This window comes from Streptomyces sp. NPDC016845 (assembly GCF_044332585.1).
GTDB lineage: Bacteria > Actinomycetota > Actinomycetes > Streptomycetales > Streptomycetaceae > Streptomyces.
Window position 1 is genome coordinate 853,655 of record NZ_JBIRPI010000001.1, and the last position, 24,560, is coordinate 878,214.

Genomic DNA, 24,560 nt, shown 5'->3' on the forward strand with positions numbered 1-24,560 from the left:
CTCAGCCACGAACCGGCGCGCAGTCTCCCACTTTCCGTCACTACGACGGTGCTCAGGCAAGCCCCGCCTTGCGCAGGGCATCCAGCATCGCCGAGTTGGCAGGAGCCGGAGCGGGCCGCCCCTTGCCTCCGCCCTGGCCGCCGGAGGCACTGCCGCGGTTCTGCCGCGACTTCTGCTGAGGCGGCCGCTGCCGCCCACCCCGCTCACCTCCGGAGGGGGCGGCCTTCTCGTCGTCCAGCCGCAGCGTCAGCGAGATCCGCTTGCGCGCCACGTCGACGTCGAGCACCTTCACCTTGACGATGTCCCCGGGCTTCACGACATCGCGCGGGTCCTTGACGAACGTACGGGACAGGGCGGACACATGCGCGAGCCCGTCCTGGTGCACGCCGATGTCGATGAACGCCCCGAACGCGGCGACGTTCGTCACGACGCCCTCCAGGACCATCCCCGGCTCCAGGTCGCCGATCTTCTCGACGCCCTCCTTGAAGGTGGCCGTCTTGAAGGCGGGCCGCGGGTCGCGCCCCGGCTTCTCCAGCTCCCTCAGGATGTCCGTCACGGTCGGCAGACCGAACGTGTCGTCCACGTACTCCGCCGGCTTGAGCGAGCGCAGCGTCCCCGTGTCGCCGATCAGCGAACCGACCTGGCCGCCCGTCGACTTCGCCATGCGCCGCACCAGCGGATACGCCTCGGGGTGCACGGCGGAGGCGTCCAGCGGGTCGTCGCCGCCGCGGATGCGCAGGAAGCCCGCGCACTGTTCGTACGCCTTCGGGCCGAGCCGCGCCACGTCCTTGAGGCCCTTGCGGTTGCCGAAGGGGCCGTTGGCGTCGCGGTGCGCCACGATGTTCTCGGCGAGCCCGGCGCCGATGCCGGAGACGCGCGCGAGCAGCGGGGCGGAGGCGGTGTTCACGTCCACGCCGACGCCGTTCACACAGTCCTCGACCACCGCGTCCAGGGAGCGCGAGAGCTTCACCTCGGACAGGTCGTGCTGGTACTGGCCGACGCCGATCGACTTCGGGTCGATCTTCACCAGTTCGGCGAGCGGGTCCTGGAGGCGCCGGGCGATGGAGACGGCGCCGCGCAGCGACACGTCCATGTCGGGCAGCTCCTGCGAGGCGAACGCCGACGCCGAGTACACCGAGGCGCCCGCCTCGCTCACCATCACCTTGGTGAGGTTCAACTCCGGGTGTTTGGTGATGAGTTCACCGGCGAGCTTGTCGGTCTCGCGGGACGCCGTGCCGTTGCCGATCGCGATCAGGTCGACCGCGTGCTCCTTGGAGAGCCGCGCGAGCCTGGCGATCGCCTCGTCCCAGCGGTTGGCCGGGACGTGCGGGTGGATGACGTCCGTCGCCACGACCTTGCCGGTCGCGTCGACGACGGCGACCTTCACGCCCGTACGGAAACCGGGGTCGAGGCCGAGCGTCGCGCGCGTGCCCGCGGGGGCGGCGAGCAGCAGGTCGCGCAGGTTCGCCGCGAAGACCTTGACGGCCTCGTCCTCGGCGGCGGTACGGAGCCGGAGCCGCAGGTCGATGCCGAGGTGCACCAGGATGCGGGTGCGCCAGGCCCAGCGGACCGTGTCCGCGAGCCACTTGTCGCCGGGGCGCCCCTGGTTCCGGATGCCGAACCGGTCGGCGACGATCGGCTCGTACGAGGAAGAGGCGGCGGGGCCCTCTTCGGTGGGCTCCTCGGGCTCCAGGACGAGTTCGAGCACGTCCTCCTTCTCGCCGCGCAGCATCGCGAGGACGCGGTGCGAGGGCAGCTCCCTGAAGGGCTCGGCGAAGTCGAAGTAGTCGGCGAACTTGGCGCCCGCCTCCTCCTTGCCGGACTTCACCTTCGCGGCGAGGCGCCCGCGCGTCCACATGCGCTCGCGCAGCTCTCCGATGAGGTCCGCGTCCTCCGAGAAGCGCTCGGTGAGGATGGCGCGGGCCCCGTCGAGCGCGGCCTGCGGGTCGGCGACGCCCTTGCCGGCGTCGACGAACGCGGCGGCGGCGGCGAGCGGCTCCACCGACGGGTCGTTGAACAGCCCGTCCGCGAGCGGCTCCAGGCCCGCCTCGCGCGCGATCTGCGCCTTCGTCCGCCGCTTCGGCTTGAACGGCAGGTAGATGTCCTCCAGGCGCGCCTTGGTGTCGGCGGCGCGGATCCGCGCCGCCAGCTCCTCGGTGAGCTTGCCCTGCTCGCGCACGGACTCCAGGATCGACGCGCGCCGCTCCTCCAGCTCGCGCAGGTACCGCAGGCGCTCCTCCAGGGTGCGCAGCTGGGCGTCGTCGAGGGACTCCGTCGCCTCCTTGCGGTAGCGGGCGATGAAGGGCACCGTCGAGCCGCCGTCCAGCAGCTCGACGGCGGCCTTCACCTGCCGCTCCCGTACGCCGAGTTCCTCGGCAATCCTGCTTTCGATGGACCCAACAGTGGGTGTCGCCACGATCCCGTACCGCCTATGTCGACTGAGGTTGCGCGGCAATTGTGGCAGGTGGCGCCGGTAACGCGGGATCAAGGGCGAGCCCGGCGCGCTTCCGGGCCGTCGCTCAGGCGGTCTTGCCGATCAGATCGGCCGGGAACGCGCCGTTGCCGAGCGCCGCACCGGCGAACACGGTGCCCAGCTCGGTCAGGCGCGCCACGCCCTCGTCGCCGAGGTGCTCGTACGGGGCCCGGTCGAGGGCGTCCGTCCGCGCCTCCACGGCCCTGCGCAGCTCGGCGCCCTCCTCGGTGAGCGTCAGCTCCTCGTCCTGGGTGAGCACACCCCGCGCGCGCAGCCGCTCGGCGCCCTGGTCGAACTCGTCCGGGGTCCAGCCGCGCGTGGCGAGCAGCCACTTCGGCGCCATGCCCTTGCCGGTCGCGACATGGCTGACCAGCGCCTCCACCGGGTCGAGCTCGGCTGCGACGAGCGCGGCGAGGTGTCCGTCGCCGCGGTGCTCGCGCAGCAGCGCGGTCGCGTGCCAGTACGCGAGGTGCGGCTCCTCGGGGACCGGCAGGTCGGCGAGGGCGGCGTACAGGGGGCGGGCATGGCGCGTGCAGGCCTCGGCGGCGCGCAGCGCGAGCGTGGCGGCCTCGGCCATCTCGGGGGAGGCGAGCGCCTCCTCGCCGAGCAGGCGGCGCAGGGTGGTGTCGACGGCACGCGCGCGTGCCGCGAGCACCGTCTCGGGGGACGCGGTCCGCCAGACGGCGGGCACGTGCTTGGCGACGAGCTCGTGCTTGAAGTTGTAGAAGGTGGAGGTCACCGTTCCGGCGCCGACGGCGCCCATGGCGGCGGAGCGGGCCGCGAAGTAGGCGGCGCTGCGGTCCTCGACGCCCACCTTGGCCAGCTCGGCGCCCAGATCGGGCGAGAAGTAGAGCGTGGAGTGCAGCGAGTTCAGCATGTTGTGGCAGCGGCGGGCGGCGCGCGGGTCAGGGCTCATGCCCGCATGTTACTGACCGGTTGGTACGCGGTGGGAGTCCGGAGGGCCACCGATGGCAGGAAAGGAGGGCTGTTCGTCATTGCAGCCATGCGCGCGGACGCCGAAGAATGAGAGGCATGCCGCCCCGCACTGTTCTCGTCCTCCTCTATGACGGCGTGCAGAGCCTCGACGTCACCGGCCCTGTCGAGGTCTTCGCAGGTGCCACGCTCGCCATGGACGCAGCCTCCGCCGGGTACCGCGTCCGTACCGTCTCGCTCGACGGCGCCCCCGTCCGCACGTCGAGCGGGCTGGCCCTGATCCCCGACCACGCCCTCGCCGACGCCCCGGGCCCGCACACGCTCCTCGTCCCCGGCGGCGAGGGCACGCGACGCCCCGACCCGCGCCTGACCGACTGGCTGCGGGCGCACGCGCCGGAGGCCGCGCGGATCGTCTCCGTGTGCACGGGTGCGCTTCTCCTCGCGCACGCGGGCCTCCTGGACGGCCGCAGGGCCACGACGCACTGGGCGTTCTGCGACCTCCTCGCCCGCGACCACCCCGAGGTCGACGTCGACCCGGACCCCATCTACGTACGCGACGGCAATGTGGCCACCTCGGCGGGCGTCACCGCGGGCATCGACCTGGCCCTCGCCCTCGTCGAGGAGGACCACGGCCGGGACGTCGCGCTGACCATCGCCCGCCACCTGGTGGTCTTCCTGCGGCGACCGGGCAACCAGGCCCAGTTCAGCGCACAGCTCGCCGCCCAGACGGCTCGGCGTGAACCGCTCCGCGACGTCCAGCGGTGGATCGCCGAGCACCCCGCCGACGACCTGTCCGTCGAGTCGATGGCGGCCCGCGCCCGCCTCTCGCCGCGCCACTTCGCCCGCGCCTTCCGCGCCGAGACGGGCCTCACCCCCGGCACGTACGTCGAGCGCGTCCGCGTCGAACACGCCCGGCGCCTCCTGGAGGACACCTCCGACGGCGTCGAGGAGGTCTCCCGCGCCAGCGGCTACCGCACGCCCGAGGCGATGCGCCGCGCTTTCCTCAAGACCCTGGGCACGCCACCGGCGGAGTACCGCCGCCGCTTCCACGCACCCGTATGACACGACCCGAAAGGAACACCGTGCAGATCGCCGTTGTCCTGTTCGACCGGTTCACCGCGCTCGACGCCGTCGGGCCCTACGAGACGCTCGGCCGCCTCCCGGACGCGGAGCTCGTCTTCGTCGCCGAGGAGACCGGGCCCGTCCGCAGCGACACGGGCGCCCTCGCCCTCACCGCGGACAAGACGCTCGCCGAGGTGCCGCACCCCGACATCGTCGTGGTCCCCGGCGGCCCGGGGCAGGGCGAGCAGATGGCGAACGAGACCCTCCTCGCCTGGCTGCGCGCCGCCGACGCCACCAGCGCGTGGACGACCTCGGTGTGCACCGGCTCCCTGCTCCTCGCCGCGGCGGGGCTGCTCAAGGGGCGGCGCGCCACGTCGCACTGGCTGGCGCTCGACTTCCTGTCGGAGTTCGGCGCCCTGCCGACGCAGGAGCGCGTCGTCATCGAGGGCAAGTACGTCACCGCGGCCGGGGTGTCGTCCGGCATCGACATGGGCCTGACCCTGCTCGGGAAGGTCGCGGGGGACGAACACGCGCAGGCCGTGCAGCTGCTGACCGAGTACGACCCGCAGCCGCCCTACGACGCGGGCTCGCCGCGGAAGGCGCCCGCGCACCTCGTCGAGGAGTTCCGCACGAAGAGCCGCTTCATCCTGACGTGACGGACGGGGCCGGCGCGCTGGATGTGACCGGTACGTTCCATGCGAACCGCGGCACCCTGCGCTCCAGGAACGCGGCGACGCCCTCCGCGGTGTCGCCGCTGCCGCGCGCCTGCCCGGCCCAGTAGGCGTCCCGGTCGGTGCGCCCCGCCGCGAACTCCTTCGCCGCCGCCTGGGTGAGCTGCGAGCGCCCGACGAGCACGCGCGTGAACTCCGCGACGCGCTGGTCCAGGTCGGCGCCGGGCAGGACCTCGTCGACCAGACCGGTGCGCAGCGCCCGCTCCGTGCCGATCAACTCGCCCGAGAACAGCAGGTACTTGGCGGTGGCCGGGCCGACGAGCGCGGCCAGGCGCCGGGTCGACGACGCCGGGTAGACGATGCCGAGCTTGGCCGGGGTCACCCCGAACCGGGCGTCCTCGGCGGCGAACCGCAGATCGCACGCGGCGGCCAGCTGGCAGCCCCCGCCCACGCAATAGCCGCGGATCACGGCGAGGGCCGGCTTGGGGAACGCGGCCAGCGCCTCCTCCGCCGCGCCGGCCAGATGCTGCGCCGCGCCCGCGCCCGAGGCGAGCGTGGAGATGTCGGCCCCGGCGCAGAAGGTGTCACCGGCGCCGGTCAGGACCAGGACCCGGACGGCCGGGTCGGCCGCGAGAGCGGTGAGCAGCGGCGGCAGGGCGGCCCACATCGGGTCGGTCATCGCGTTGCGCTTGGCCGGGTGATCGATGACGACGGTGGCGACCCCGTCGTTGACGCCGTGCGTGAGCTGAGCCATGGCCCGGATGTTATCCGGCGCCTTCGCGGGGCGAACACGCACCGTGAACCTCGTACAACAAGCTGAAGAAGTCTCCAAAAGTCGAACAACAGGAACAAGATCAGTCGCTCAACCGACCCGGCGACACGCCAGCAACCAAATTCCGCCGATAATCGCCCAGTTCTGGTCAGTTCTCCGGTCCGGACCTGTCCGTTGCCAACACTCGAAGCGTGGTGACAATCGAGCGCAGAGGCGGCGACCGGACGATGAGTGACGACGGGTCGGGGGCCCGCGCACTCCCTCCGGACAGTGGCGGAGCACCCCCCGGGTACGCGGCGCACACGCCGCTGCCGTACGAGGGGGTCTGGCGGTTCACCGCCCAGGCGGTCGACGCCTCGGTGCCGCAGGCCCGGCGGGCGGTGCGGGAACTGCTCGCGCGGCAGGGCGTGCCCGCGAGCGACGATCTGGTGCACGGGCTGCTCGTGATCGTCTCCGAGCTCGTCACCAACGCGGTGAAGCACGCGGCCCTGCTCTCGCCCATGCTGGCGGTGGAGGTCGCCGTGGGCGCGGAGTGGGTCCGGGTCTCCGTGGAGGACGACCACCCCTACCGTCCGACGGCGCTGGAGGCGACCAGCGGCCAGACCGGCGGTCGCGGGCTGCTGCTCGTACGGGAGATCACGGCGGAGGCGGGCGGCGTCTGCGACGTCGAGCACACCGCGAGCGGGGGCAAGGTGATCTGGGCCGCCCTGCCCCTCAAGCCCGCGGACCCGCGCTGAGCGGTGCTACCAGCCCGCGGACGCGCCCGTCAGTTCGCGGACGGCGGGGCGCGCCGCGTCGAGCACCGTCATGAACCACGACGAGAACGGGTCGGCGGCGTGGCGCGCGGCCAGCTCGTCGGCGGTGACGAAGGCCGTGGCCCCGACCTCCTCCGCGTCGGGGTCGAGAGACGCCTGCACCATCCCGACGAACAGGTGGTTGAACTCCTGCTCGACCAGGCCCGACTCGGGGTCCGGGTGGTTGTAGCGCACCGTGCCGGCCTCCGCCATCAGCGACGGCGAGACGCCCAGCTCCTCGAAGGTGCGCCGGGCGGCCGCGGCGAACGGGGCCTCGCCCGGGTACGGGTGCCCGCAGCAGGTGTTCGACCAGACGCCGGGGGAGTGGTACTTGCCGAGCGCCCGCTGCTGGAGCAGCAGCCGGCCCTGCTCGTCGAAGAGGAACACGGAGAACGCTCTGTGCAGCTTGCCGGGCGGCTGGTGCGCCGCCAGCTTCTCCGCGGTGCCGATCGTCCTGCCGTCCTCGTCGACGAGTTCCAGCAAGATCGCTTCTCCGGTGCCGTTCGGCGAACTGTTCGCCGCGGTGGCAGGTGTGATCGGCATACCCATCCTTCGCTTCGGTCCTCGGGATCCAAGTCTGCCGTACGCGGCGGGTGGTCCCCGACTCAGCCACGAGTTCCCGGAACGCGCGGGCCTCGGGGCACTCGGTGGGCGCAAGCGCGCCAGGGGGCGGGACGAGCCATCCGAAAGAGGGAGTTCTCGAAGGTCCGAGTTGACGTCAGTGGCAGAGCTTCGCCTCGTGCTCCGCGTGCCCGCCGGGCTCCAGCTGGAAGGTGCAGTGCTCGACGTCGAAGTGGTCGCCGAGGCAGCCCTGCAGCTCGTGCAGCATCTTCTCGTTGCCGATCGTGCTGAGTACGTCCTGGCTGACGACGACGTGCGCGGAGAGCACCGGCATGCCCGAGGTGATCGTCCACGCGTGCAGGTCGTGCACGTCCTCGACGCCGGGCAGCGCCAGGACGTGGCGGCGCACCTGCGCCATGTCGACGCCCTTGGGGGCCGCTTCGAGCAGCACGTTCAACGTCTCGCGCAGCAGCTTCACCGTCCGCGGGACGATCATGAGGCCGATGACGAGGGACGCGATGGGGTCGGCGGCCTGCCAGCCGGTGGTCAGGATGACGGCGGCCGAGATCAGCACCGCGAGGGACCCGAGCGCGTCGGCCGCGACCTCCAGGAAGGCGCCGCGCACGTTGAGGCTCTCCTGCCGGCCCTTGACGAGCAGGGACAGCGAGATCATGTTCGCCACCAGGCCGATGAGGCCGTAGACGATGGTCAGGCCGCCCGCCGTCCCGGCCGGTTCCATGAACCGCTGGATCGCCTCGTACAGGACGTAGCCGCCGACGCCGAGCAGCAGCAGACAGTTGGCGAGCGCGGCGAGGATCTCGGCGCGCGCGTAGCCGAAGGTGCGCTGCTCGCTGGCCGGGCGGTTGGCGAAGTGGATGGCGAGCAGGGCCATCGCGAGGCCGAGCGCGTCCGTCGCCATGTGCGCGGCGTCGGCGATCAGCGCGAGCGAGTCGGCCACGACGCCGCCGACGATCTCCACCACCATCACGGTCAGCGTGATCGACAGCGCGATACGCAGCCGGCCCCTGTGCGCGGCCGCGGCCGTGCCGGTCACCGGCCCGTGGCTGTGCCCGTGGTCGTGTCCGGCCCCCATGGAAACCGCCCTCCGTCTCGGTCCGCCACACCGCCCCGGTCCGGAGCGGCGATCACAGTGAACTACGGGGAGGGGGTATCCGCAAACACTGCAGTGAACACCGTTGTCATTCGCCCCAGTGCTGCCCTGACCTGCGCAAACGTCTCAGTCGATATGGCCGGCGTGTACGCAGGTCAGCGCGGCGGAGAGGTCACGCGCCGGATGCCTCCGGGTGGCGCAGGCACCAGCCGGCCCACGCCGACCCGACCATCTCGCGCACCCCGCGCGTGGCCGTCCAGCCCAGCTCCTTCTCGGCGAGCGCCGAGGAGCCGACCGCGCGCGGCGCGTCCCCCGGGCGGCGCGGTTCGACGAGCGCGGGCGTGGTGTCCCCGGTGACGTCCGCGACCACGTCGATCAGCTCCCGGACGGAGACGCCGTGGCCCGTGCCGATGTTCAGGGTGAGGTCACCGCTCGCGTCCGGCTGCGCCAGCCTGCGGGCCGCCGCCAGATGCGCCTCGGCGAGATCGGCGACGTGGATGTAGTCGCGGACGCACGTGCCGTCCGGCGTCGGGTAGTCGTCGCCGAAGATCCTCGGGGCCTCGCCGCGGGTGAGCCGGTCGAAGACCATCGGGATCACGTTGTAGACGCCGATGTCGGCGAGGCGGGGCTCGCTCGCGCCCGCCACGTTGAAGTAGCGCAGGCAGACCGTCGCCATCCCGTGCGCGTGCCCGGCCGCCCGGACCAGCCACTCGCCCGCCAGCTTCGTCTCGCCGTACGGGTTCACGGGCGCGCACGGCGTCGACTCGGTGATGAGGTCGGTGACGGGGATGTCCGGATTGCCGTAGACCGCCGCGGACGAGGAGAAGACGAAGCGGCGCACGCCCGCCTCCGCGACCGTCTCCAGGAGCGTGGCGAGCCCGCCCACATTGTCCCGGTAGTACGGCTCGGGCTTCTCCACCGATTCGCCGACCTGCTTGTGCGCGGCGAGGTGCACGACGCCGCTCACCTCGTGCTCGGCGCAGACCCGGCGCACCAGAGCGGTGTCGTGGGCCGAGCCCCGTACGAGCGGGATCTCCGGGGGCAGCCGGTCGGGCACCCCCGAGGTGACGTTGTCCAGGACGACGATGCGCTCCCCGGCGGCCGTCATGGCCCGCGCCACATGTGCCCCGATGTATCCGGCTCCGCCGGTGATCAGCCATGTCATGACGCACCACCCTAAGCCGGACGCGGCCCGAGGCTGGTTTGTGGCACGGGGCCTTGATCGTCAATGATGCACGGGCGGCCTGGACCGAGCAGTCCGCGTGGGACAGCGGCCGATCGGGGCGTGAACGGGCGGTGAACGCCCGCTTGTCTTCATCCGATAGCCTCTGCCGACATGCCGCCCGGCCACCCCCAGGGATGGAACTTTGGGCGCCTCCACCGTGCATGAGCCCGGCGCGCTCGCGTCGGCACCCAAGGAGTGAGTTCGTCTGTCGACCGCCATTGTCACCGGTCAGCCGGTTCCCGGGTCGTCCCTGGAGGGCGATCTGCGGGCTCTCGGCTTCGACGTTCGACTCGCCCCGGACGCGGCGGACGCCGAAGCGGCGCTCGCCGGCGTCCCCGGCGACCAGCGCGTCGCGGTCGTCGACGCGGGCTTCGTGGGCCACGTCCACGCCCTGCGCCTCGGCCTCACCGACCCCCGCTTCACCGCGTCCGCGATCCCCGGCGCCGTCACCGCGAAGCCGGACGGCCGCCAGGCCCTGCGGCGGGCGGTCGAGGACACCGGGATCGCGCCCGACGCCGTGGCCGAGAGCATGGAGGCGGCCGGCACCGACGTGCACCGCCCCGAGCTCGGCGAACTCGTCGCCGCCGTACCTGCCGACCCGCAGGCCCGCAACGAGGCCCGGCAGTCCGTCGCCGCGGTCGACGACGAGGCGATCCGGCTGCGTACGGCGGTCAAGGCGCGGGACGGCTTCTTCACCACGTACTGCATCAGCCCCTACTCCCGCTACATCGCGCGCTGGTGCGCGCGGCGCGGCCTGACCCCGAACCAGGTCACCACCGCCTCGCTGCTGGTCGCCCTGATCGCGGCGGGCTGCGCGGCCACGGGGACCCGGCCCGGTTTCGTCGCGGCCGGGGTGCTGCTGCTCTTCTCCTTCGTCCTGGACTGCACCGACGGGCAGCTCGCCCGCTACTCGCTGCAGTACTCGACGCTCGGCGCCTGGCTCGACGCGACCTTCGACCGCGCCAAGGAGTACGCGTACTACGCGGGTCTCGCGCTCGGCGCGGCCAATGCGACGGGCGACGACGTATGGGCCCTGGCGCTCGGCGCGATGGTGCTCCAGACCTGCCGGCACGTCGTCGACTTCTCCTTCAACGAGGCGAACCACGACGCGACCGCCAACACCAGCCCCACCGCCGCCCTCTCCGACAAGCTCGACAGCGTCGGATGGACGGTCTGGGTGCGCCGGATGATAGTTCTGCCGATCGGCGAACGCTGGGCGCTGATCGCGGTCCTCACAGCGGTGACGACCCCGCGCATCACCTTCTACGTCCTGCTGATCGGCTGCGCCCTCGCCGCCTGCTACACCACGGCCGGCCGCCTCCTGCGCTCGCTGACCCGCAAGGCGAAGCGCACCCCCCGCGCCGCCCAGGCACTCGCCGACCTGGCCGACACCGGCCTCCTCGACGGCGGCACCGTCCGCAGGCTGCGCGGCGGCGGCTACACCGCCCCGCTGCTCGCCGCCGTCGCCGCGGCCGTCCTCGTGATCGTCGCGGCCGTCTCGGGCTTCGGCTCCTGGGCCGTCTTCGGCGCGGCCTGCGTCTACGTGCTGCTCTCCTCCCTCGCCGTGTCCGGGCCGCTGACCGGCCCCCTGGACTGGCTGGTCCCGCCGCTCTTCCGGGTCGCCGAGTACGGCACCGTCCTCCTGATCGCCGCCAAGGCGGACGTGCAGGGGGCGCTGCCCGCGGCATTCGGGCTGGTGGCGGCGGTCGCCTACCATCACTACGACACGGTGTACCGCATCCGCGGCGGTACGGGAGCGCCCCCGCGCTGGCTGATGCACGCCATCGGGGGGCACGACGGCAGGACCCTCCTGGTCGCCTTGCTGGCCGCGCTGCTCACACCGACGGATTTCACGCTCGCGCTCACGGTTCTCGCCGTGGTCGTGGCACTCGTGGTGCTCGCCGAGAGCATCCGCTTCTGGGTCGCCTCCGCCCGACGTGGGGCGCCCGCCGTACACGATGAAGGAGAACCCGCATGATCGGCCTCGTCCTGGCCGCCGGCGCCGGCAGCCGGCTTCGCCCCTACACCGAGACGCTCCCCAAGGCGCTCGTGCCCGTCGCGGGCGAGGGAACCGAGAACGAGCTCTCCGTCCTCGACCTCACCCTCAAGAACTTCGCCGAGATCGGCCTCGAGGAGGTCGGCATCATCGTCGGCTACCGCAAGGAGGTCGTCGCCGGGCGCAAGGCGGAGCTGGAGGCGAAGTACGGCCTGAAGCTCACGCTCATCGAGAACGACATCGCCGAGAAGTGGAACAACGCCTACTCGCTGTGGTGCGGCCGTGACGCCATCAAGCACTCGGTGATCCTCGCCAACGGCGACACCGTGCACCCCGTCTCCGTCGAGAAGACCCTGCTCGCCGCCCGCGGCGACGGCAAGAAGATCATCCTCGCCCTCGACACGGTCAAGGACCTCGGCGAGGAGGAGATGAAGGTCGTCGTCGACCCCGACAAGGGCGTCCAGCGCATCACCAAGCTGATGGACCCGGCCGAGGCCACCGGCGAGTACATCGGTGTCACCCTCATCGAGGGCGAGGCCGCCGACGAGCTGGCCGACGCCCTCAAGGCCACCTACGAGCGTGACCCGCAGCTGTACTACGAGGACGGCTACCAGGAGCTCGTCAACCGCGGCTTCAAGGTCGACGTCGCCCCGATCGGCGACGTGAAGTGGGTCGAGATCGACAACCACGACGACCTCGCCAAGGCCAGGGAGATCGCGTGCCAGTACTGACGAGGCTGATTCCCTCGCCGGTCGTCGTCGACATCCGGCCGGGGGCGCTCAACGACCTGGCCGGGGTCCTCGCCGACCAGAGGATCTCGTCGTCCACGGGGCGCCTGGCCATCGCGATCAGCGGTGGCTCGGGCGCCGCCCTGCGCGCCCGCCTGGAGCCCTCGCTGCCCCGCGCCGACTGGTTCGAGGTCGGCGGCGGCACCCTCGACGACGCCGTGCAGCTCGCCGACGACGTCAAGAAGGCGGGCCGCTACGACGCCATCGTCGGCCTCGGCGGCGGCAAGATCATCGACTGCGGCAAGTTCGCCGCCGCGCGCGTGGGCCTGCCGCTGGTCGCCGTCGCGACGAACCTGTCGCACGACGGCCTGTGCTCGCCCGTCGCGACCCTCGACAACGACGCGGGCCGCGGCTCCTACGGCGTGCCGAACCCCATCGCGGTCGTCATCGACCTCGACGTGATCCGGGAGGCGCCGGTCCGCTTCGTGCGCTCCGGCATCGGCGACGCGCTCTCCAACATCTCCGCGGTCGCGGACTGGGAGCTGGCCGCACGCGAGCGCGGCGAGGACATCGACGGCCTCGCGGCCGCCATGGCCCGCCAGGCCGGCGAGGCCGTCCTGCGCCACCCCGGCGGCGTCGGCGACGACGCCTTCCTCCAGGTCCTCGCCGAGGGCCTGGTCCTCACCGGTATCGCCATGTCGGTCTCCGGCGACTCGCGGCCCGCCTCCGGCGCCTGCCACGAGATCAACCACGCCTTCGACCTCCTCTACCCCAAGCGCGCCGCCAGCCACGGCGAGCAGTGCGGCCTGGGCGCGGCCTTCGCGATGCACCTGCGCGGTGCCCGCGAGGAGTCCCGCTTCATGGCCTCCGTGCTGCGCCGCCACGGCCTGCCCGTGCTGCCCGGGGAGATCGGCTTCAGCGTGGAGGAGTTCGTCAAGGTCGTGGAGTTCGCTCCGCAGACCCGCCCCGGCCGCTACACGATCCTCGAACACCTGAACCTCACCACCGACCAGATCAGGGACGCATACGCCGACTATGCACAAGCCATCGGTAGCTGAGCTCCGCCCGGTCGTTCACCCCGCGGGTGTGAAGGACCGCCGCAGCGGCGAGCACTGGGGCGGACGGCTCTACATGCGCGAGATCTCGCTGCGCATAGACCGCCACCTGGTGAACACCAAGGTCACGCCCAACCAGCTGACCTACCTGATGACCGTCTGCGGCGTCCTGGCCGCCCCCGCCCTGCTCGTGCCGGGCATCTGGGGCGCCGTCCTCGGCGTCGTCGCGGTCCAGCTGTACCTGCTGCTCGACTGCGTCGACGGCGAGATCGCCCGCTGGCGCAAGCAGTACTCGCTGGCCGGCGTCTGGATGGACCGGGTCGGCGCGTACCTCACCGACGCCGCCGTCCTGGTCGGCTTCGGTCTGCGCGCCGCCGACCTCTTCGGCACGGGCCGGATCGACTGGCTGTGGGCCTTCCTCGGCACGCTCGCCGCGCTCGGCGCCATCCTGATCAAGGCGGAGACCGACCTCGTCGGTGTGTCCCGGGCGCAGAGCGGCCGCGAGCAGGTCAAGGAGTCCGCCTCCGAGATCCGCGGCTCCGGCATGGCGCTGGCCCGCCGTGCCGCCTCCGCGCTCAAGTTCCACCGGCTCATCCTGGGCATCGAGGCGAGCCTGCTGATCCTGGTCCTCGCGATCGTGGACCAGATCCGGGGCGACCTGTTCTTCACCCGCCTCGGCGTGGCCGTCCTCGCGGGCATCGCGCTCCTGCAGACGCTGCTCCACCTCGTGTCCATCCTCGCGTCGAGCAGGCTGAAGTGAGCACGCAGGCCAAGCCCGCCAGGGTCGGCGCGGTGATCATCACCATGGGCAACCGCCCGGCCGAGCTGCGCGCCCTCCTCGACTCGGTCGCCAAGCAGGACGGTGACCCGGTCGAGGTGGTCGTGGTCGGCAACGGCTCCCCGGTGCCGGACGTCCCCGAGGGCGTACGGACCGTGGAGCTGCCCGAGAACCTCGGCATCCCCGGCGGGCGCAACGTCGGCATCGAGGCGTTCGGCCCCTCCGGCTCCGACGTCGACATCCTGCTCTTCCTCGACGACGACGGCCTCCTGCCGCTGACCGACACGGCCGAGCTGTGCCGCGAGGCGTTCGCCGCCGACCCGAAGCTCGGCATCATCAGCTTCCGCATCGCCGACCCGGACACCGGCGGGACACAGCGCCGCCACGTGCCCAGGCTGCGCGCCGCCGACCCGATGCGCTCCTCGCGCGTGACCACGTTCCTCGGCGGTGCCAACGCCGTCCGTACGCGCGTGATCGCCGAGGTCGGCCCGCTGCCCGAGGAGTTCTTCTACGCCCATGAGGAGACCGACCTCGCCTGGCGGGCCCTCGACGCGGGCTGGATGATCGACTACCGCGCGGACATGGTCCTGAACCACCCGACCACGGCGCCCTCCCGGCACGCGGTCTACCACCGCATGGTGGCCCGCAACCGCGTCTGGCTCGCCCGCCGCAACCTGCCCGCGCCCCTGGTCCCCGTGTACCTCGGCGTGTGGCTGCTCCTCACCCTCGCCCGCCGCCCCTCGGGCCCCGCCCTCAAGGCGTGGTTCGGCGGGTTCAAGGAGGGCTGGACCGCGCCCTGCGGCCCGAGGCGTCCCATGAAGTGGCGTACGGTGTGGCGGCTGACCCGACTGGGCCGGCCACCTGTCATCTGACAAGCTCACGTCTGAGAGCATGCGGCCCGACGCGGGCCGCGTTCTTCCCCCCCCCCGCCCGACCAGGCTGTGCTTTTGAAGACGAAAGTTCCCCTTGTGAGTGAGACAACGCATGACGGACCGGTCGCGGTGACCGCGCCCCCGTCGCCCGACGACGGGCTCTCCCCGGCCGAGCTCGCCGCCAAGTACGGCTTGTCCGTCAGCGGAGCCCGCCCCGGCCTGTTCGAATACGTACGACAGCTGTGGAGCAGGCGCCACTTCATCGTCGCCTTCTCCCAGGCGAAGCTGACCGCCCAGTACAGCCAGGCCAAGCTCGGCCAGGTCTGGCAGGTGGCGACGCCCCTGCTGAACGCCGCGGTCTACTTCTTCATCTTCGGCCTGCTGCTCGGCGCCAGGAAGGGCATCCCGCACGACATCTACGTGCCATTCCTCGTGACGGGCGTCTTCGTCTTCACCTTCACGCAGAGTTCGGTCATGGCCGGTGTACGGGCCATCTCCGGCAACCTGGGCCTGGTGCGGGCGCTGCACTTCCCGCGCGCCTCGCTGCCGATCTCGTTCGCGCTGCAACAGCTCCAGCAGCTGCTCTTCTCGATGATCGTGCTCGTCCTCGTCATGGTGGGCTTCGGGATCTACCCGGCGCTCTCCTGGCTGCTCGTGCTGCCCGCCCTCGTCCTCCAGTTCGTCTTCAACACCGGCCTCGCGCTGATCTTCGCCAGGGCCGGCAGCAAGACGCCCGACCTGGCGCAGCTGATGCCCTTCGTGATGCGGACCTGGATGTACGCCTCCGGCGTCATGTTCAGCATCCCCGCGATGCTCGCGGACAAGAACGCGCCGGGCTGGCTCGCGGACGTCCTGCAGTGGAACCCGGCCTCGGTGTACATGGACCTGATCAGGTTCGCCATGATCGACGACTACGGTTCCTCGTACCTGCCGCCGCACGTGTGGGCCTTCGCGGCCGGCTGGGCGGTCGTCATCGGGGCCGTGGGCTTCATCTACTTCTGGAAGTCGGAGGAGCGGTACGGCCGTGGCTGAACTCGACAAGTCGACCGGGGCCCGCGTGCCCACGGTCATCGCGGACGACCTGCACATCGTGTACCGGGTCAACGGCACCAGGAGCGGCAAGGGCAGCGCCACCTCGGCGCTGAGCCGCATACTCAAGCGCGGCGAGGAGCGCGGTGTGCGCAAGGTGCACGCCGTGCGCGGCGTCTCCTTCACCTCGTACCGCGGCGAGGCCGTCGGCCTCATCGGATCCAACGGCTCGGGCAAGTCGACGCTGCTGCGCGCCATCGCGGGCCTGCTCCCCGCGGAGCAGGGCAAGGTCTACACCGACGGCCAGCCCTCGCTGCTCGGCGTGAACGCGGCGCTGATGAACGACCTGACGGGCGAGCGCAACGTCATCCTCGGCGGTCTGGCGATGGGCATGTCCCGCGAGGAGATCAAGGAGCGCTACCAGCAGATCGTCGACTTCTCGGGCATCAACGAGAAGGGCGACTTCATCACGCTGCCGATGCGCACCTACTCCTCCGGCATGGCGGCGCGCCTGCGCTTCTCCATCGCGGCCGCCAAGGACCACGACGTCCTGATGATCGACGAGGCCCTGGCCACCGGCGACCGCTCCTTCCAGAAGCGCTCGGAGGAACGGATCCGCGAGCTGCGCAAGCACGCGGGCACGGTCTTCCTCGTCAGCCACAACAACAAGTCGATCCGCGACACCTGCGACCGCGTTCTCTGGCTGGAGCGCGGAGAGCTGCGTATGGACGGTCCGACGGCGGAGGTACTGAAGGAGTACGAGAAGTTCACGGGCAGGTAACCGCCCGCCTTCCCGGCCGCGTCTCATGAGGCCCCACCGGATGCTTCCGGGCGGGGCCTCAAATATGCCTGTAGATGCCAATTAGTTGACCGGAAACGTGTCGATCAAGGTCAACGATCGGTCAACTTCCTTGTATGCGAGGAATCTTGACGCCAATCGGTGTGTTGTTGTGATGTGCGGAACACCCCGCCGTGGCGGCCATCGTTGTACAACGTAAGCTGTACCGGGTCTTATTGGGCGGCGTGTCCGAAATAGGGTCTATTAGGTCCGCAGTGTAGAACGGGAGACGTGACGGCAATGGCTACGGAAACTCTCCAGGTCCACGAGGCTTTCGCCGTCGTTCCGGAGACGGACCGCGCCCGGTGAGCGCACCTTCCCGCGTGCGCCCGGAGGCCCCGAAGAGCCCGGCGAGCGCCACCCTCGACAAGGCCGCCCACGAGAACTTCCCCGTGGCCCCCTTCTTCCTCCCGCGCGCCTGGCGCGACGACCTGATGGCCGTCTACGGGTTCGCACGCCTGGTCGACGACATCGGCGACGGCGACCTCGCCCCGGGCGGCGCGGACGCCCGTCTGCTCGGCGTGTCACCCGAACGGGCGGACGACCGCCTCGCGATGCTGGACGCCTTCGAGGCCGACCTGCACCGGGTCTTCGAGTCGACGCCCCGTCACCCGCTGCTCGCCGCCCTGCAGCCCACCGTCCGGCGCCGCTCGCTCACCCCCGAGCCGTTCGTCCGGCTCATCGAGGCCAACCGCCAGGACCAGCTCGTCAGCCGTTACGAGACCTACGACGACCTCGTCGCGTACTGCGAGCTGTCCGCCAACCCGGTCGGCCGCCTCGTCCTCGCCATCACCGGCACCGCGACCCCCGAGCGCGTCCGCCGCTCGGACGCGGTCTGCACCGGTCTGCAGATCGTCGAACATCTGCAGGACGTCGCCGAGGACCTGGGGCGCGACCGCATCTACCTTCCCGCCGAAGACATGAAAGAGTTCCACGTCCAGGAGTCGGATCTGGCCGCCGCGACCGCGGGCGCATCGGTGCGCGCGCTGGTCGCGTTCGAAGCGGAACGCGCCCTCCGGCTCCTGAATGAAGGCACCCCCCTGGTGGGTAGCGTCCACGGCAGGCTGAAGCTGCTGCTGGCCGGGTTCGCGGGTGGGGGGAAGGCGGCGGTCCACGCGATCACCGCCGTTTCGTACGACGTCCTTAACGGACCGCCCAAGCCCACCAAGCTCCAGCTGCTGCGCGAGGTGGGAGCGACTCTGCGAGGAGAGGGGTGAGCAAAGCCGTGGAGTCTGACCAGAACGTGTCGGCACCGGTGCTCGCCGCATACAGCTACTGCGAGACCGTCACAGGCCAACAGGCCCGCAACTTCGCCTACGGCATCCGGTTGCTCCCGACCGCCAAGCGGCGCGCCATGTCGGCGGTGTACGCGTTCTCGCGCCGCGTCGACGACATCGGCGACGGCACGCTGGCGCCCGACGTGAAGGCGCTGCGCCTGGAGGAGACCCGGGCGCTGCTCGGCCGGGTCCAGGGCGGCGAGGTCGAGGAGGACGACACCGACCCGGTGGCCGTCGCGCTCGCGCACGCCGCCGGCCGGTTCCCGGTCCCGCTCGGCGGGCTCGACGAACTCATCGACGGCGTCCTGATGGACCTGCGCGGTGAGACCTACGAGACCTGGGACGACCTGAAGGTGTACTGCCGGTGCGTCGCCGGCGCCATCGGCCGGGTCTCCCTCGGCGTGTTCGGCACGGAAGCCGGGGCGCACGAGGCCGAGCGGGCGCCCGAGTACGCCGACACGCTCGGGCTCGCGCTCCAGCTGACCAACATCCTCCGTGACCTGCGCGAGGACGCCGGAGACGGGCGCACCTACCTGCCCGCCGAGGATCTCGCCAAGTTCGGCTGCTCGGCCGGGTTCGACGGTCCGCTGCCGCCCGCCGACTCGGACTTCACCGGTCTCGTGCACTTCGAGGTCCGCCGGGCCCGCGCGCTCTTCGCCGAGGGGTACCGCCTCCTGCCCATGCTCGACCGGCGCTCCGGTGCCTGCGTCGCCGCCATGGCCGGGATCTACCGGCGCCTGCTCGACCGCATCGAGCGCGAGCCGGAAGCCGTCCTGCGCGGCCGTGTCTCCCTGCCCGGACACGAGAAGGCGTACGTCGCCGTGCGCGGCCTGTCCGGGCTCGACGCGCGCACCGTCTCGCGCGCCACGCTCAGGAGGCGCGTCTGATGGGCGCTCCGGTGTCCTCCGCCGGCACCGCGGCCAAGTGGCGGGCAACCCTCCGCTGCGGCCCGGCGTCCCTGCATGCAACGGCCGGCCCGGCGTTCGTCACACCCGTGGAACCCCGCCGCACGCAGGCCGTACGCACCATCGACAGCATCGAGGGAGAGGGCGCATGAGCACCGCCGACACGGCACCGGAAGCGCGCGACGCGGACCATGCCGGGTCCCGGCGCGGGCCCGCCGCGGTGGTGATCGGCGGCGGGCTCGCAGGGGTCACCGCCGCGCTCTCGCTCGCCGACGGCGGCATGGACGTCACGCTCCTCGAAGGGCGGCCCCGCCTCGGCGGCCTCGCCTTCTCCTTCAAGCGAGGCGACCTCACCGTCGACAACGGCCAGCACGTGTTCCTGCGCTGCTGCACCGCCTACCGCTGGTTCCTGGACCGCATCTCCGCCACGTCACTCGCGCCCCTGCAGGAACGTCTCGACGTGCCCGTGCTCGACGCCGGCACGAACCGGCTCGGCCGCCTGCGCCGCACCGCGCTGCCCGTACCGCTCCACCTGGCCGGGAGCCTCGCCCTGTACCCGCACCTGTCCCTGGCCGAGCGCGCGAGCGTCGGCCGCGCCGCACTCGCCCTCAAGAGCCTGGACCCCGCCGATCCGGCGCTCGACGAGCAGGACTTCGGCTCCTGGCTGGCCCGGCACGGTCAGTCGCCGCGCGCCATCGAGGCGCTGTGGGACCTCATCGGCGTAGCCACACTGAACGCGGTGGCGGGCGAGTCCTCGCTCGGCCTGGCCGCCATGGTGTTCAAGACCGGGCTGCTCTCCGATCCTGGCGCCGCCGACATCGGCTGGGCCCGGGCGCCCCTCGGCGAACTCCACGACACCCTGGCCCGCAAGGCGCTCGACTCCGCAGGGGTACGCACCGCACTCCGTACACGCGCCACCTCCATCTCCCGTACGGAGAACGGGCGTTGGCGCGTGGAGGTTCCCGAAGGGCCGGACGGATCCGGCCAGATCCTCACCGCCGACACCGTCGTGCTCGCCGTACCGCAGCGCGAGGCGTACGACCTGCTGCCCGAGGGCGCGCTCGACGACGCGGGCCGGCTCCTGAAGATCGGCACCGCGCCCATCCTCAACCTGCACGTCGTCTACGACCGCAAGGTGCTCAAGCAGCCCTTCTTCACCGCGCTCGGCTCCCCGGTCCAGTGGGTCTTCGACCGCACCGACGCCTCCGGGGCGACCGAGGGGCAGTACCTGGCCGTGTCGCAGTCGGCCGCGCAGGACGACATCGACGAGCCCGTCGCCGTACTGCGCGAGCGCTACCTGCCCGAGCTGGAGCGCCTGCTGCCCGCCGCGCGCGGCGCCAAGGTCCACGACTTCTTCGTCACCCGGGAGCGGACGGCCACCTTCGCGCCGACCCCCGGCGTCGGCGCCCTGCGGCCCTCGGCCCGCACCAACGCCCCCGGCCTCTACCTGGCCGGCGCGTGGACCGCCACCGGGTGGCCCGCGACCATGGAAGGCGCCGTCCGCAGCGGCAGCAGCGCCGCCGACGCGGCGCTCGCCGCGCTCGACCGCCCCCGCGGCCATCTCTTCCGGGAGGCGGCGTGAGCATCGAAGCCGACCCGGCAGCACCTGCCCCGGCGACAACGCCGACACCGGTTAACCAAGGAGAAACTGTGCCACCTGTGCCCTCGGCCGAAGCGGCTGCCGACGCGGTGGACGTGACCGCCCTTCTGGAGCGCGGCCGCACCCTGGCCGGCCCGGTGCTCAAGAAGGCCGTGGACCGCCTCGCGCCGCCCATGGACACCGTCGCCGCCTACCACTTCGGCTGGATCGACGCGGCCGGCAACCCCGCCGACGGCGACGGCGGCAAGGCGGTGCGCCCCGCGCTCGCCGTGCTCTCCGCGCAGGCCGCGGGCGCCGCCCCCGAGGTCGGCGTGCCCGGCGCCGTGGCCGTCGAGCTCGTGCACAACTTCTCGCTGCTGCACGACGACCTGATGGACGGCGACGAGCAGCGCCGCCACCGCGACACCGTGTGGAAGGTGCACGGCCCCGCCCAGGCCATCCTGGTCGGCGACGCCCTGTTCGCGCTGGCCAACGAGGTGCTCCTGGAGATCGCCTCCGTCGACGCGGGCCGTGCTACCCGCCGCCTCACCACCGCCAGCCGCGCCCTGATCGACGGCCAGGCGCAGGACATCTCCTACGAGCACCGCGAGCGCGTCACCGTCGAGGAGTGCCTGGAGATGGAGGGCAACAAGACAGGCGCCCTGCTCGCCTGCGCCTCCTCCATCGGAGCGGTCCTCGGCGGCGCGAACGACAGCGACGCCGACGCCCTGGAGAAGTACGGCTACCACCTGGGCCTCGCCTTCCAGGCCGTCGACGACCTGCTCGGCATCTGGGGCGACCCCGAGTCCACCGGCAAGCAGACCTGGAGCGACCTGCGCCAGCGCAAGAAGTCGCTGCCGGTCGTCGCCGCGCTCGCCGCGGGCGGTCCGGCCTCCGAACGGCTCGGCGAGCTCCTCGCCGCCGACGCCAAGAACAGCGACTTCGACACCTTCTCCGAGGCCGAGTTCGCCGCCCGCGCCGCCCTCATCGAGGAGGCCGGCGGGCGCGAGTGGACCACCGAGGAGGCGCGGCGCCAGCACACCGTCGCCCTCGAAGCCCTGGACTCCGTCCAGATGCCCGACCAGGTGCGCGCCCAGTTCGCGGCGCTCGCCGACTTCGTCGTCGTACGAAAGAGATGATCATTATCGGCCGCATATGACTCGCGTCGCCGGCCGGTGTCCTGCCAGGGCATCGGCCGACGGTTACCCAGCAGAGATGAACCACTGCACGAAGGGATAGCCATGACAGCGACGACCGACGGAAGCACCGGAGCCGTAGCTCCCGCAGCGACCTCGGCCACCACTGCCCACCTGACCGACACCACCCCCGAGGCGACCGGGGCGAAAAGCGCCGCCGACCGAGCCATACAGCGCGCCACGGACTTCCTGCTCGCCCGGCAGGACGCCCAGGGCTGGTGGAAGGGCGACCTCGACACCAACGTGACGATGGACGCCGAGGACCTGCTGCTCCGTCAGTTCCTCGGGATCAGGGACAAGGCCACCACCGATGCCGCCGCCCTTTTCATCCGCGGGGAGCAGCGCGAGGACGGCACCTGGGCCACCTTCTACGGCGGGCCCGGTGATCTCTCCGCCACCATCGAGGCGTACGTCGCCCTGCGGCTCGCCGGGGACTCCCCGGACGACGCGCACATGGCGCGGGCCTCCGCGTGGGTCCGCGAGCGCGGCGGCATCGCCGCGAGCCGCGTCTTCACCCGGATCTGGCTGGCCCTGTTCGGCTGGTGGAAGTGGGACGACCTCCCCGAACTGCCGCCGGAGCTCATCTACTTCCCGAAGTGGATGCCGCTCAACATCTACGACTTCGGATGCTGGGCGCGGCAGACCATCGTGCCGCTCACCATCGTGTCCGCGAAGCGTCCGGTGCGGCCCGCCCCGTTCCCGCTGAACGAGCTGCACACCGACGCGAGCGATCCGAACCCGGCGAAGCCCCTTGCCCGTGTGGCGAGTTGGGACGGCGTGTTCCAGCGGCTCGACAAGGTCATGCACGGCTACCGCAAGGTCGCCCTGAAGCGGCTGCGCAAGTCCGCGGTCAACACCGCCGCCCGCTGGATCATCGAGCGCCAGGAGAACGACGGCTGCTGGGGCGGGATCCAGCCGCCCGCCGTCTACTCCGTGATCGCCCTGCACCTGCTCGGCTACGACCTCGCACACCCCGTGCTGAAGGCCGGGTTAACCTCCCTCGACCGGTTCGCCGTGTGGCGCGAGGACGGGGCCCGGATGATCGAGGCGTGTCAGTCCCCGGTGTGGGACACCTGCCTCGCCACCATCGCGCTGGCCGACGCGGGGGTCCCCGCCGACCACCCGAGCCTCGTCAAGGCCGCCACCTGGATGCTGGACGAGCAGATCGACCGGCCCGGCGACTGGTCCGTGCGCAGACCCCGCCTCGAGTCGGGCGGCTGGGCCTTCGAGTTCGAGAACGACAACTACCCCGACATCGACGACACCGCCGAGGTCGTGCTCGCCCTGCGCCGGGTGGACCACCCGGACAAGGCGCGGGTCGAGAAGGCCATCGAGCGCGGGGTGCGCTGGAACCTGGGGATGCAGTCGAAGAACGGGGCGTGGGCGGCCTTCGACGTCGACAACACCAGCCCGTTCCCCAACAGGCTGCCGTTCTGCGACTTCGGCGAGGTCATCGACCCGCCCTCCGCGGACGTCACCGGGCACGTCGTCGAGATGCTCGCCATCGAGGGCGAGACCAACGACCCGCGCACCCGTCGCGGCATCGAGTGGCTCCTCGCCGACCAGGAGGAGAACGGCGCGTGGTTCGGCCGCTGGGGCGTCAACTACGTGTATGGCACAGGCTCCGTGGTGCCCGCGCTCACCGCGGCCGGGCTTCCCGCCACGCACCCCGCGATCCGCCGCGCCGTCACCTGGCTGGAATCCGTCCAGAACGACGACGGCGGCTGGGGCGAGGACCTGCGCTCGTACCGCTACGAGGACTGGAAGGGCCGCGGCACCTCCACCGCCTCGCAGACCGCCTGGGCGCTGCTCGCGCTGCTCGCGGCGGGTGAGCGGGACTCCAAGGCCGTCGAGCGCGGCATCGCCTTCCTCACCGACACCCAGACCGAGGACGGCACCTGGGACGAGCCGTACTTCACCGGCACCGGCTTCCCCTGGGACTTCTCGATCAATTACCACCTGTACCGGCAGGTCTTCCCGCTGACCGCGCTCGGCCGCTACGTCCACGGTGAGCCGTTCGCCGACCGGAGCGTGAGCCCGGTCAAGGGGAGCGGATGACCAGGGACCCGGCGTCCACCCCGCTGCTCGTCGCGTGCGCGCTGGGCATCGAACGGCTGGCGCTGCGCACGGGCGGCCGCGCCGGGGCCGACGCGCCCGTGACCGTGCTCCGTACGGGCATGGGCCCCAGGGCCGCCGAACGGGCCATGACCCGCGCCCTCGAAGGCGGCGCGCTGCGCGACGCCGCCGTGGTCGCCACCGGTTTCTGCGCCGGGCTCGCGCCCGGCATGCACCCCGGCGATCTCGTCGTGGCCGAGGAGACCCGCGACGCACACGGGCGCACCCCGTGCGTGTCCCCGGATCTCCTGGTGAAAGAGCTGGTCAGAGCGGTGCCGGGGCGAACCGTGCACACCGGTCCGCTCACCGGCTCCGACCACGTGATCCGCGGTCACGAGCGGGGCGACCTGCTCGCCACCGGGGCTGTCGCCGTCGACATGGAGTCCGCCGCGACCCTGCGCGCGGCCACGACGGCCGCCGGAGGCGACGGACGTCCGGTTGCGGCCGTCAGGGTGGTCGTCGACGCTCCAGAACATGAACTCGTCAGGATCGGCACGCTGCGCGGTGGACTGTCCGCCTTCCGTGTCCTTCGTGCCGTCCTTCCCGCTTTTTTCGAATGGCACCGTTCTTTGCTGCTCCCTCGGAGGTGA

At 71.8% G+C, this 24,560-nt stretch carries 22 protein-coding genes; 16 read left to right on the plus strand and 6 right to left on the minus strand.

Annotated features, from left to right (window positions below; genetic code table 11):
- Positions 1–52 precede the first annotated feature (52 nt).
- Together ACH4RC_RS03540 and ACH4RC_RS03545 are read right to left on the minus strand one after the other, a co-directional pair.
- On the minus strand, positions 53–2,416 hold the full coding sequence (locus ACH4RC_RS03540) for a Tex family protein (RefSeq protein ID WP_398194566.1): 2,364 nt from the start codon (positions 2,414–2,416) through the stop codon (positions 53–55).
- Positions 2,417–2,519: 103 nt separating this feature from the next.
- Positions 2,520–3,389 carry a hypothetical protein gene (locus ACH4RC_RS03545; protein ID WP_398194569.1) on the minus strand — a complete coding sequence of 290 codons (870 nt, stop codon included), beginning with the start codon at positions 3,387–3,389 and terminating at the stop codon, positions 2,520–2,522.
- 116 nt (positions 3,390–3,505) lie between these two features.
- Here ACH4RC_RS03545 and ACH4RC_RS03550 point away from each other — a divergent pair, with 116 nt between their 5' ends.
- On the plus strand, positions 3,506–4,468 hold the full coding sequence (locus tag ACH4RC_RS03550; protein WP_398194572.1) for a GlxA family transcriptional regulator: 963 nt from the start codon (positions 3,506–3,508) through the stop codon (positions 4,466–4,468).
- Between the two features lie 20 nt (positions 4,469–4,488).
- Entirely contained in the window at positions 4,489–5,124 is a 636-nt protein-coding gene (locus tag ACH4RC_RS03555; RefSeq protein WP_398194574.1) for a DJ-1/PfpI family protein, read from the plus strand.
- Here the strand turns inward: ACH4RC_RS03555 and ACH4RC_RS03560 are convergent.
- Positions 5,111–5,893 (minus strand): enoyl-CoA hydratase/isomerase family protein, encoded by a 783-nt coding sequence (locus ACH4RC_RS03560; RefSeq protein WP_398194576.1) that lies wholly within the window; start codon positions 5,891–5,893, stop codon positions 5,111–5,113. The two genes, ACH4RC_RS03555 and ACH4RC_RS03560, sit on opposite strands and share 14 nt — an antisense overlap.
- Positions 5,894–6,102: 209 nt before the next feature.
- On the opposite strand from ACH4RC_RS03560, the gene ACH4RC_RS03565 reads away from it, so the two are divergent.
- Positions 6,103–6,648 carry an ATP-binding protein gene (locus ACH4RC_RS03565; protein WP_398194579.1) on the plus strand — a complete coding sequence of 182 codons (546 nt, stop codon included), beginning with the start codon at positions 6,103–6,105 and terminating at the stop codon, positions 6,646–6,648.
- Between the two features lie 6 nt (positions 6,649–6,654).
- Here ACH4RC_RS03565 and idi read toward each other — a convergent pair whose 3' ends face one another.
- From idi to galE, 3 genes are all read right to left on the minus strand, one after another.
- Positions 6,655–7,248, minus strand: a complete 594-nt coding sequence (idi, locus tag ACH4RC_RS03570) for an isopentenyl-diphosphate Delta-isomerase (RefSeq protein ID WP_398194581.1) — start codon at positions 7,246–7,248, stop codon at positions 6,655–6,657.
- 175 nt (positions 7,249–7,423) lie between these two features.
- On the minus strand, positions 7,424–8,359 hold the full coding sequence (locus ACH4RC_RS03575) for a cation diffusion facilitator family transporter (RefSeq protein WP_398194583.1): 936 nt from the start codon (positions 8,357–8,359) through the stop codon (positions 7,424–7,426).
- Between the two features lie 190 nt (positions 8,360–8,549).
- Positions 8,550–9,542 (minus strand): UDP-glucose 4-epimerase GalE, encoded by a 993-nt coding sequence (gene galE, locus ACH4RC_RS03580; RefSeq protein ID WP_398194584.1) that lies wholly within the window; start codon positions 9,540–9,542, stop codon positions 8,550–8,552.
- Between the two features lie 265 nt (positions 9,543–9,807).
- Here galE and ACH4RC_RS03585 point away from each other — a divergent pair, with 265 nt between their 5' ends.
- The 13 genes from ACH4RC_RS03585 to ACH4RC_RS03645 all read left to right on the plus strand — a co-directional run bounded on the left by ACH4RC_RS03585 (position 9,808) and on the right by ACH4RC_RS03645 (position 24,560).
- The gene (locus ACH4RC_RS03585; protein ID WP_398195686.1) at positions 9,808–11,580 is read left to right on the plus strand and encodes a DUF5941 domain-containing protein; all 1,773 of its coding nucleotides are present in this window, start codon (positions 9,808–9,810) and stop codon (positions 11,578–11,580) included.
- Positions 11,577–12,329: a sugar phosphate nucleotidyltransferase gene (locus ACH4RC_RS03590; RefSeq protein WP_398194587.1), complete on the plus strand. Its 753-nt coding sequence runs from the start codon at positions 11,577–11,579 to the stop codon at positions 12,327–12,329. Before ACH4RC_RS03585 ends, ACH4RC_RS03590 begins: the two co-directional genes overlap by 4 nt.
- Positions 12,317–13,384, plus strand: coding sequence for an iron-containing alcohol dehydrogenase family protein (locus tag ACH4RC_RS03595; RefSeq protein WP_398194588.1), 1,068 nt, complete (start codon positions 12,317–12,319; stop codon positions 13,382–13,384). The genes ACH4RC_RS03590 and ACH4RC_RS03595 overlap by 13 nt, the downstream gene beginning before the upstream one ends.
- On the plus strand, positions 13,362–14,141 hold the full coding sequence (locus tag ACH4RC_RS03600) for a CDP-alcohol phosphatidyltransferase family protein (RefSeq protein WP_398194590.1): 780 nt from the start codon (positions 13,362–13,364) through the stop codon (positions 14,139–14,141). The genes ACH4RC_RS03595 and ACH4RC_RS03600 overlap by 23 nt, the downstream gene beginning before the upstream one ends.
- Before the next feature lie 44 nt (positions 14,142–14,185).
- Positions 14,186–15,031, plus strand: coding sequence for a glycosyltransferase family 2 protein (locus ACH4RC_RS03605; RefSeq protein WP_398195689.1), 846 nt, complete (start codon positions 14,186–14,188; stop codon positions 15,029–15,031).
- A gap of 96 nt (positions 15,032–15,127) precedes the next feature.
- The gene (locus tag ACH4RC_RS03610; RefSeq protein WP_398194592.1) at positions 15,128–16,063 is read left to right on the plus strand and encodes an ABC transporter permease; all 936 of its coding nucleotides are present in this window, start codon (positions 15,128–15,130) and stop codon (positions 16,061–16,063) included.
- Positions 16,056–16,841, plus strand: a complete 786-nt coding sequence (locus ACH4RC_RS03615) for an ABC transporter ATP-binding protein (RefSeq protein WP_398194595.1) — start codon at positions 16,056–16,058, stop codon at positions 16,839–16,841. The genes ACH4RC_RS03610 and ACH4RC_RS03615 overlap by 8 nt, the downstream gene beginning before the upstream one ends.
- Positions 16,842–17,203: 362 nt before the next feature.
- Entirely contained in the window at positions 17,204–18,115 is a 912-nt protein-coding gene (gene hpnC, locus ACH4RC_RS03620) for a squalene synthase HpnC (RefSeq protein WP_398194597.1), read from the plus strand.
- Entirely contained in the window at positions 18,112–19,062 is a 951-nt protein-coding gene (gene hpnD / locus ACH4RC_RS03625) for a presqualene diphosphate synthase HpnD (RefSeq protein WP_398194599.1), read from the plus strand. Before hpnC ends, hpnD begins: the two co-directional genes overlap by 4 nt.
- 166 nt (positions 19,063–19,228) lie before the next feature.
- Positions 19,229–20,662: a hydroxysqualene dehydroxylase HpnE gene (gene hpnE / locus ACH4RC_RS03630; protein ID WP_398194602.1), complete on the plus strand. Its 1,434-nt coding sequence runs from the start codon at positions 19,229–19,231 to the stop codon at positions 20,660–20,662.
- Positions 20,663–20,739: 77 nt separating this feature from the next.
- Positions 20,740–21,798, plus strand: coding sequence for a polyprenyl synthetase family protein (locus ACH4RC_RS03635; protein WP_398195692.1), 1,059 nt, complete (start codon positions 20,740–20,742; stop codon positions 21,796–21,798).
- A gap of 102 nt (positions 21,799–21,900) precedes the next feature.
- Positions 21,901–23,913 (plus strand): squalene--hopene cyclase, encoded by a 2,013-nt coding sequence (gene shc / locus ACH4RC_RS03640; protein ID WP_398194603.1) that lies wholly within the window; start codon positions 21,901–21,903, stop codon positions 23,911–23,913.
- A complete protein-coding gene (locus tag ACH4RC_RS03645) occupies positions 23,910–24,560 on the plus strand; it encodes a 1-hydroxy-2-methyl-2-butenyl 4-diphosphate reductase (RefSeq protein ID WP_398194606.1) in 651 nt (216 codons plus the stop codon). Before shc ends, ACH4RC_RS03645 begins: the two co-directional genes overlap by 4 nt.

What these genes read in the sequence shown, in the direction of transcription:
- ACH4RC_RS03545 (WP_398194569.1), bottom strand. Translation starts at nt 3,389, where the DNA reads ATGAGCCCTGACCCGCGCGCCGCCCGCCGCTGCCACAACATGCTGAAC.
- ACH4RC_RS03550 (WP_398194572.1), top strand. Translation starts at nt 3,506, where the DNA reads ATGCCGCCCCGCACTGTTCTCGTCCTCCTCTATGACGGCGTGCAGAGC.
- ACH4RC_RS03560 (WP_398194576.1), bottom strand. Translation starts at nt 5,893, where the DNA reads ATGGCTCAGCTCACGCACGGCGTCAACGACGGGGTCGCCACCGTCGTC.
- idi (WP_398194581.1), bottom strand. Translation starts at nt 7,248, where the DNA reads ATGCCGATCACACCTGCCACCGCGGCGAACAGTTCGCCGAACGGCACC.
- ACH4RC_RS03575 (WP_398194583.1), bottom strand. Translation starts at nt 8,359, where the DNA reads ATGGGGGCCGGACACGACCACGGGCACAGCCACGGGCCGGTGACCGGC.
- galE (WP_398194584.1), bottom strand. Translation starts at nt 9,542, where the DNA reads ATGACATGGCTGATCACCGGCGGAGCCGGATACATCGGGGCACATGTG.
- ACH4RC_RS03590 (WP_398194587.1), top strand. Translation starts at nt 11,577, where the DNA reads ATGATCGGCCTCGTCCTGGCCGCCGGCGCCGGCAGCCGGCTTCGCCCC.
- ACH4RC_RS03600 (WP_398194590.1), top strand. Translation starts at nt 13,362, where the DNA reads ATGCACAAGCCATCGGTAGCTGAGCTCCGCCCGGTCGTTCACCCCGCG.
- ACH4RC_RS03605 (WP_398195689.1), top strand. Translation starts at nt 14,186, where the DNA reads ATGGGCAACCGCCCGGCCGAGCTGCGCGCCCTCCTCGACTCGGTCGCC.
- hpnE (WP_398194602.1), top strand. Translation starts at nt 19,229, where the DNA reads ATGAGCACCGCCGACACGGCACCGGAAGCGCGCGACGCGGACCATGCC.
- shc (WP_398194603.1), top strand. Translation starts at nt 21,901, where the DNA reads ATGACAGCGACGACCGACGGAAGCACCGGAGCCGTAGCTCCCGCAGCG.
- ACH4RC_RS03645 (WP_398194606.1), top strand. Translation starts at nt 23,910, where the DNA reads ATGACCAGGGACCCGGCGTCCACCCCGCTGCTCGTCGCGTGCGCGCTG.